This is a genomic window from Porphyromonas sp. CAG:1061 (assembly GCF_000435035.1).
In the GTDB taxonomy this organism is placed as follows: domain Bacteria; phylum Bacteroidota; class Bacteroidia; order Bacteroidales; family Porphyromonadaceae; genus Porphyromonas_A; species Porphyromonas_A somerae.
Genome location: NZ_HF988846.1, coordinates 4,804 through 12,124, shown reverse-complemented (window position 1 = coordinate 12,124; position 7,321 = coordinate 4,804). Strand labels below are relative to the sequence as shown.

Genomic DNA, 7,321 nt, shown 5'->3' with positions numbered 1-7,321 from the left:
CCTCTGCCGAGGTCCTTACTCATAGACACCCCTTAAAAATCATACGATAAGACCAGCCTAATGCGTAACCCCTAAAAAAAGGGTGCTGTGGGGTATTTAGTTTGGAGAAAAATAAGTAATATTGTGGGACGTTTTAGAAAATAACCTACGACCTAATGAGCATATTACTTATTTTATAATTACATACTATTATTGCACTAAACAGATGAAGTCTTTTTCAAACTATGAATTGCTGAAGTGGCAACGGCTCCTTCATTCACATTACAAGAGGCTATCGACATGGGCTTTTGTGGCATGCCTATGCAGTCTCCTAGTAATGCCTAGCTGTACTAGCGAAGGGTACATGGATGAGTTGGCGACTATTGAGCTTTCGGAAAGTGGTATTCTCTCCTTTGAGAACCACTCTTCTTCCCACGACGTACAGGTGCAGAGCACCTCAGGAGCATGGCAGTGCTACTCACTTAACCCTTGGATTACTGCTAAGAATAGAGATGGGGTCTTAGAGATCTCAGTGAAGGACAACCTCCAGCCAAAGGAGCGCCGTGGCAGTGTGGTGGTCAAATCTGGTAAGAGCCAAAAGCAATTGACCATTATTCAAGCAAAAGCTACTCCCAAGGTGGAGACTTCTCTTGAAGAACTGAATGTGGATCAGTTTGGTGGTTTATACTCCATTGACGTGATCACCAATAACGACGATTGGAAAGCCGAAAGCCAGGAGGAGTGGATTGAGGTGACAGCACTCCCCTCGGCATATAAAATGGAGGTTAAAGTACAACCTACTAGAAGCCGCGAGCCTAGGGTGGGTAAGATACTGATCAGTATGGGTGCCGACGAAACCGTGGCACACGAGGTCTCTGTGGTACAGAGTGGTATCAGCTACTTTCTCCTACCTTATATGAACTTTGAGTCGGCTACCCGACAAGATATTCAAGCGTTCGAAGAGAAGCGAGGTGGAACCATTGAGTTTACCCATGAGCGTTTCTTTGACTTCACCACCACGAGTGTCGCTTTTCCACGTGTGAGCTACACCATCTACGAGGGTGGTGCTTACCTCTATGCTCAGCTGGATGCCTCTTCTACCCGTATCCTTACAGGTCCTTCAGAGCGTCAGCAATTGGTGGAGTTCCTCAATCAATCTGGCTTTACAGTAGAGCTGGGTGAGAATCACTTTCAGCATGCCGAGATGAGCAACCTAGAGGTGGAGATCAAGCCTTACTTCAAGAATACTCCTCACCTCCTCTTTACTTATACCCCTAAGCAATCTAAGGCGTATCCAACCTTTGATGAGCTACCACTTGGATTTACTGATTTTCACCTTGGGGTGGAAGGCGTAAAGGCCTATGAGGCAGCCCATGGGGGAGAGATGATCTACCCCTATAGCGATGATGAGATTGAGTCTGTAGATGAGATGGAGTTTGAGTGTGAGCCTGGTAAATATGGAGCCGATGGCCGACTTTACTTCCTTCACAAAGACAAAGATGGCAATATCACCATTGAGCGTACTCGTCAATTCTTTACACAGACCGAACGAGCTTGCTGGAATTATAAAGGATACAATAACCTACTCACTGAGGAGTTTAAGGCACTAGCCAAGCAAGAGGGCTTTGAATTTGTAGAGTACAATATTTTGGAGCAAGTCTATGTCTTTATCTCCAAGGAGCGCAACCTCACCATGGCGGTGCAGTGGTTTAAGTTCTTTGGCGATCCAAAGCCTGTGCTAGTGGTGCAGGTCAATCCTGGAACTAGACTTGTATCTCACTCATTGAGTGTTGAGAGCAACCAACAAAAATGTAGAAAGAATAGATAAATCATATATATTACCATACTCATATTATGAATACAGTAAACAACTTTATAAAGTCCTCTCTCCTATCGCTCCTCGTAGCCATGTTCGCTTTGGGGGCTTGTACACCACAAGCTGCGGTGGATGAACCCTCAGTGATTGAGGTAGCAAGTGACGTTATCCAATTGCCTAAGGAGGCAGGTGAGAAGATTATAGATGTGAAGAGCAATGAGGAGCAAGTAGTGGCTGTCTCCAACCGGGATTGGGTCACTGCTATCCCTCAGGAAGGCTCTATCAAACTTGTTTATGATGCCAATAGTCAGATCACAAGCCGCAAGGCAATGGTGATGATCCAAGCTGGAGACGCTGTGCATCAGTTGACAGTGACTCAAGAGGGTAGCCCTATCTTCGTACAGACTGCTCCTGAGAATATTATCCTAGAGCCTTGGGAGTATGAGAGCGAAGTGAGTGTACGCCTCAATGGTGAAAAGTGGAGTGTCACAAGTAGTGAAGAGTGGCTCAAGGTGACCGCCTTCCCATGGAAAAACCAGATCAAGCTCTCTGTAACTAATAATAAGGATGCTGAGACCAATGCTAGTAAAGAGCGTACAGCAGAACTCCTTTTCCAAGTAGAGGGCGTAGCCACTACAGCTACTATCACGGTAACTCAAAAGGAGTGGCCTCTATTTATGCTACCATTTATCGACTTCGAATTTGGCACCAAGAGTATCGTCACTGCTTTTGAGCTAGAGCGTAAGAGTATGGTGGCAGCAATTACTGGCTCTAAGTTTATCGACTTCAATACCATTAGCCCACTTATCTCTCGTATGAGCTATACCTTCTCCACCCGTGGTATCCTAGAGTATGCCCAGATGGACGTTGCTGAGCCTTATCGCACTTTCAATAAAGAAGGTGATGAAGTGATGAGCGATGAGGCTTATGATATCATTATCAAGGGACTTACCGATGCAGGATTTTCTGAGAAGCGTGGCGATAATGAGCTTTATCACCCTGAAAAGCGCGTGTTGGCAGAGGTGAAGCGTAACTATGCTTTCAATCCTCACGTGCTTTACTCCTATATCCCTAAGCAAAAGGAGAAGTATCCTACCTTCGCCAAGTTCCCATACCCTGAGGTGCCATTTGGCTCTGACTATGCCAAAGTGGAGGATTATGAGGCGAAGAATGGTGGTGTTTACGATGCCTCTACCTCTCAATATGATACTGAAAATAGTCTCGCCTTTATCGCCTATAAGGTGCCAAAGAGCAAGGAGATAAAGTATCGTAACTACTACTTTACGTATAAAGATGAGAAGCCAGGCGAATTTATAGGTATGATGCAGGAGTGGTACGACTTCAACCTCGTATATTACGAGAATAATGGTCACTTCTATATCACTGAGGAATTCTCTGCTTTGATGGAGCAGGAGGGCTTCAAGTACAAGGGCAAGACAGACGACCAAAACCAATTTGATGTCTTCATCAATGATACCAAGGGCTTGCAACTGAGAGTGAAGTTTGCTCACTTTGAAGGTGCTGAGGATCCATCCCTTGTACTCTTTATGCTCCCATACCACGCTGGAAAGAATAGCCAAAAGCTATCTTTACCTGTGATTAAGCAGGGTGTCGCCGTTGGCAAGAATTACGTGGGTAGATAACTTCTGTAGATAGTATGACGACAATGAAAAATAGACTATTTCTCCTCATAGCCCTTACTTCTTTGCTCCTTGGTGCAGCTAGCTGTACCAGTGAGCGAGGGGGTGCTATGGAGGTGCCAAGTGAAAAGCCTACAGAGGTGGTGCCTGCTGAGGGCGTTCTCACCAATATCGTGAGAGTAAAGCTGAGCGAAACGTACCAAACTCGCGTAGGAGAGCGAAGCCTAAGAGCATCTGTTGATGGTGACTGGGAGACCAATGTACCAGAGCTAACCGAGTGCCTAAAAGAGATAGGGGCTGTGGAGGTTCGTCCTCTCTTCCCTATTGATCCTAAGTTCGAAAAGCGTATGCGTAGAGCAGGATTGCATCTATGGTACGATATCGTGCTCGATGAGTCAACAAAGTCCAAGGGAACCCAGACAAGGGCTCTGGAAGAGGTAAAGCAATTGCCCGGCGTGGAGATTGTGGAGCAGGTACCTATCTACCGACAGATGGATCAGGAGCCACCGCTATTCTTCGGTGCCAACTTGCGTGCAATTGACTTTGATCCCGTACGTCCTGACCAGGTGACCTATCCTTTCAATGACCCTATGCTGCCAAAGCAGTGGCACTATTTCAATAATGGTAGTGGTCTAAAGTCTCTCAAAGGTGCCGACCTCAACCTCTTTGAGGCGTGGCAAAAGGAGGTAGGTAAGCCCAATGTGATCGTTGCGGTGATTGATGGTGGTGTCTACTACGACCATGAGGACTTGAAGCAAAATATCTGGGTCAACCCTAAGCCAGGGGTTGCTGGTGATAAGTATGTGGGTGATATCCACGGTTACAACTTTGCCGATGGCAATGCCGATATCGCTTTTGACGCTCACGGTACGCACGTTGCTGGTGTGATCGCTGCGGTCAATAATAATAGTATTGGTGTCTCTGGTATTGCTGGTGGTAACGGTACCCCCAACTCTGGAGTGCGTGTGATGGTTTGCGATGCTTTCGGACATGGTGGTAAGGGACAGGCTTTTGAGCAAGCCTTTGTCTATGCTGCCAACCACGGAGCAGTCATCAGCCAAAACTCTTGGGGCGGGGCTAAGTTCCTAGCACCTTCGCTCAAGGCCGCAATCGATTACTTTATCGACTATGCTGGTTGCGACAATGATGGTAATCAGCTACCCGATTCGCCTATGAAGGGTGGTGTGGTGCTTTTTGCTGCAGGTAACGAGAGCTCGGATGATATCGTTTACCCCGCTGCTTACGGCGAAGTAGTCGCTGTGGCAGCTATGGCACCCGATTGGAAGAAGGCCTACTATACCAATAGAGGCGAGTATGTAGACATCACTGCCCCAGGTGGTGATATGCACTACCCAGGCGGACAAATCTATAGCACCTCTGTGCGGGTTCAAAAGGATGAGAGTGGTAAGATCGTGCAGGCCAATAGCCACTACGAATTTATGCAAGGCACCTCTATGGCTTGCCCTCACGTAAGTGGTGTGACTGCCCTGATTGTTTCTCACTTTGGTGGCTCAGGCTTTACCAATGAAGAGTGTAAGCAACAGCTTCTTACCGCTCTGCGACCAGCTGATATTGATGCTATCAACCCTGGCTTTGAAGGGGTATTGGGCAAGGGATATCTCGATGCTGCTCGTGCCTTGGATCGTAATCAAAAGCAAGCTCCTCAGGCTGTAGCTGAAGTGAAGATTGAGGCTCAGTATACTGCCCAGACCCTCTGCTTTGGTGCGGTGAAGGATGGTGATGATCGTACAGCTACCTACTACTATATCTACTCCGACGATGAGAAGGCTCTGACTAAAGATAATTATAAGGGTGCCAAGTCGCGTCGTATCTTTGGACTCAATTATGAGCCTGGCGACGAGATACAAGTGCTCTTCAAGAATCTGAAGCTTGATCACGAGTATCACTACGCCATTGTGGCACAAGATAGATGGGGCAATCTTTCAGAGCCCGCCTTTGTATCCGGTAAGACGCTGCTCAATCAGCCACCAAAGATTGAGGTGGTAAGCGAAGGTCAGCATCGTGTGACGGGTACTGAGCAAGCAGAGATCAAAGTACTCTTGAATGACCCTGAGGGGCACAAGGTCACTTATAGTCTCTCTGGCAATCATACGGGAGTACGGATTGAGGAAGTGAGCGATACCGAACTGATCCTACACCTCTCTGCACGTGGTGCCATAGGAGTTCATGAATTTGTGCTCAAGGTAACCGATGAGTTTGGTGCCACTGCCACCCAATCCTTCTCGTTTGAAGTGTATGCCAACTCTGCTCCAGTGATGACTACGCCACTGCCTAAGACCCTATTCCTTACTCTTGGGAAGCCAGCTATTGAGTTGGATCTCTCTAAGTATGTCAATGACCCCGATGGGCACGAGGTTTCGTATGAGATTACCTCTGGTGCCAATACTGAAGCACTCAGGAGTCAGCTCAAGGGATCTATCCTCACGATTAATCCAGCCAAGTTGGGTAAGTCTACTGTACAGCTGAAGGCTGTGGATAGCCAAGGTGCCGACCTCTATATGTCCATCAATATACGAGTGGTGGATAGTGATATTGTCTATCACGTGTACCCTATCCCTACCTATGATGTGCTCCATGTATTGCTCAATAATGGCATGAAGGATGTAGAGCTATCGGTAGTGAATGGTGAAGGTACCAAGGTGCTACGACAGCAAGTGCCCAATCCTACCGATACAGCACTCGGGGCTCGTGAAGTAGAGTTGGATGTGCGGCAGTTGTCGGGTGGGGTATATACCTTGGTAGTGAAGAGTGGTAGTGAGAGCTATTACCGTAAGTTTGTTAAATATTGATGAATACTTATCGTATGATGAATAGATATCGCAAAGCTAAGGCTGTGGCAAGTCTCTTCGGCCTATTGCTGATCATGGGGCTCACGAGTAACGCTACCGCCCAGGAGTCGCCAACACTCTCTTTTGTGCGACACAATTATGACCTCTTTTCAGAGAGTATGGGGGTAGGAGCTGGGGCAAGTTATGGACGGACACACTATATCTATACTTCGCCCACCTCTATCTTTCGTAATGATGTGAAGGGGATTACAGCCTCTTGGACCACTAAGTATCTGCCCAATGAGGAGATTGAATTTAATACTGGTAGAAGTGTGTACAATGCCCTTTCGCTAGGCTGGAGGATAAAGCGACATGCGATCCTCGTGGGTGCACGCTATGCACATAGCCCCAAGATTCTTACCTCCAATCATTATGGTGATGGACGTATGCTCACTCCTAGAGACCTTTCTGTAGACCTAGGGTATGCTATACAGATAAGCGATGCGTGGAGTGCCTATGCTATTGGCCACTTCGTCATGTCGCAGATCAATAAGATCGCCTATACTGGTGGCGGAAGTATCGGAGTTGGTTATGCCCCACAAGCCATTAATGGAGTGGTGCCTACCCATTGGTCACTAGCTCTTCGTAATGTTGGTGGATTGGTACAGTATGGCAAGGCAGGTGGAAAGTACCGTATGCCTGGCTCCGTGACCTTCTCGGGCGATGCTGCTTATCAGCTATGCTCCGATTGGTTGCTACAAGGTATGGTTTCTGCCGACTACGTACTGCAACCTCTCAAGTCAAAAGTATATACCGCTGGTGGTGGTCTCAGCCTAACCTATCACAAAGGTTTGAGTATGCGTCTTGGTGGTGCTTTCACCAATCACATGAGCTATCTATCTATGGGCGTTGGCTACCACTTACTGGAGCGAATTGACCTCAATCTTAGCTACCGCTTATGTACTCAGGATAGAGCTTTCAACCAATTTGGTGTGGGACTCTCTTTTGACCTAGGCAAGACACGGGACACTTCTAAGACTTTTGTCTACTAAAAGCAGTGACTACTGTAGTATAAGGAAAGGGCCTCAATCGCTATG

At 47.2% G+C, this 7,321-nt stretch carries 4 protein-coding genes; all 4 read left to right on the top strand.

Annotated features, from left to right (window positions below; all coding sequences use genetic code 11):
- The first annotated feature begins 205 nt into the window (after window positions 1-205).
- The 4 genes from QVO39_RS00945 to QVO39_RS00930 are packed head-to-tail and all read left to right on the top strand — an operon-like array spanning window position 206 to window position 7,276.
- Window positions 206-1,807: a BACON domain-containing protein gene (locus QVO39_RS00945; RefSeq protein ID WP_021902627.1), complete on the top strand. Its 1,602-nt coding sequence runs from the start codon at window positions 206-208 to the stop codon at window positions 1,805-1,807.
- 26 nt (window positions 1,808-1,833) lie between these two features.
- A complete protein-coding gene (locus tag QVO39_RS00940; protein ID WP_021902626.1) occupies window positions 1,834-3,438 on the top strand; it encodes a BACON domain-containing protein in 1,605 nt (534 codons plus the stop codon).
- Window positions 3,439-3,461: 23 nt separating this feature from the next.
- The gene (locus tag QVO39_RS00935; RefSeq protein WP_288171309.1) at window positions 3,462-6,245 is read left to right on the top strand and encodes a S8 family serine peptidase; all 2,784 of its coding nucleotides are present in this window, start codon (window positions 3,462-3,464) and stop codon (window positions 6,243-6,245) included.
- 14 nt (window positions 6,246-6,259) lie between these two features.
- Entirely contained in the window at window positions 6,260-7,276 is a 1,017-nt protein-coding gene (locus tag QVO39_RS00930) for a PorV/PorQ family protein (RefSeq protein ID WP_288171307.1), read from the top strand.
- Window positions 7,277-7,321: the final 45 nt, after the last annotated feature.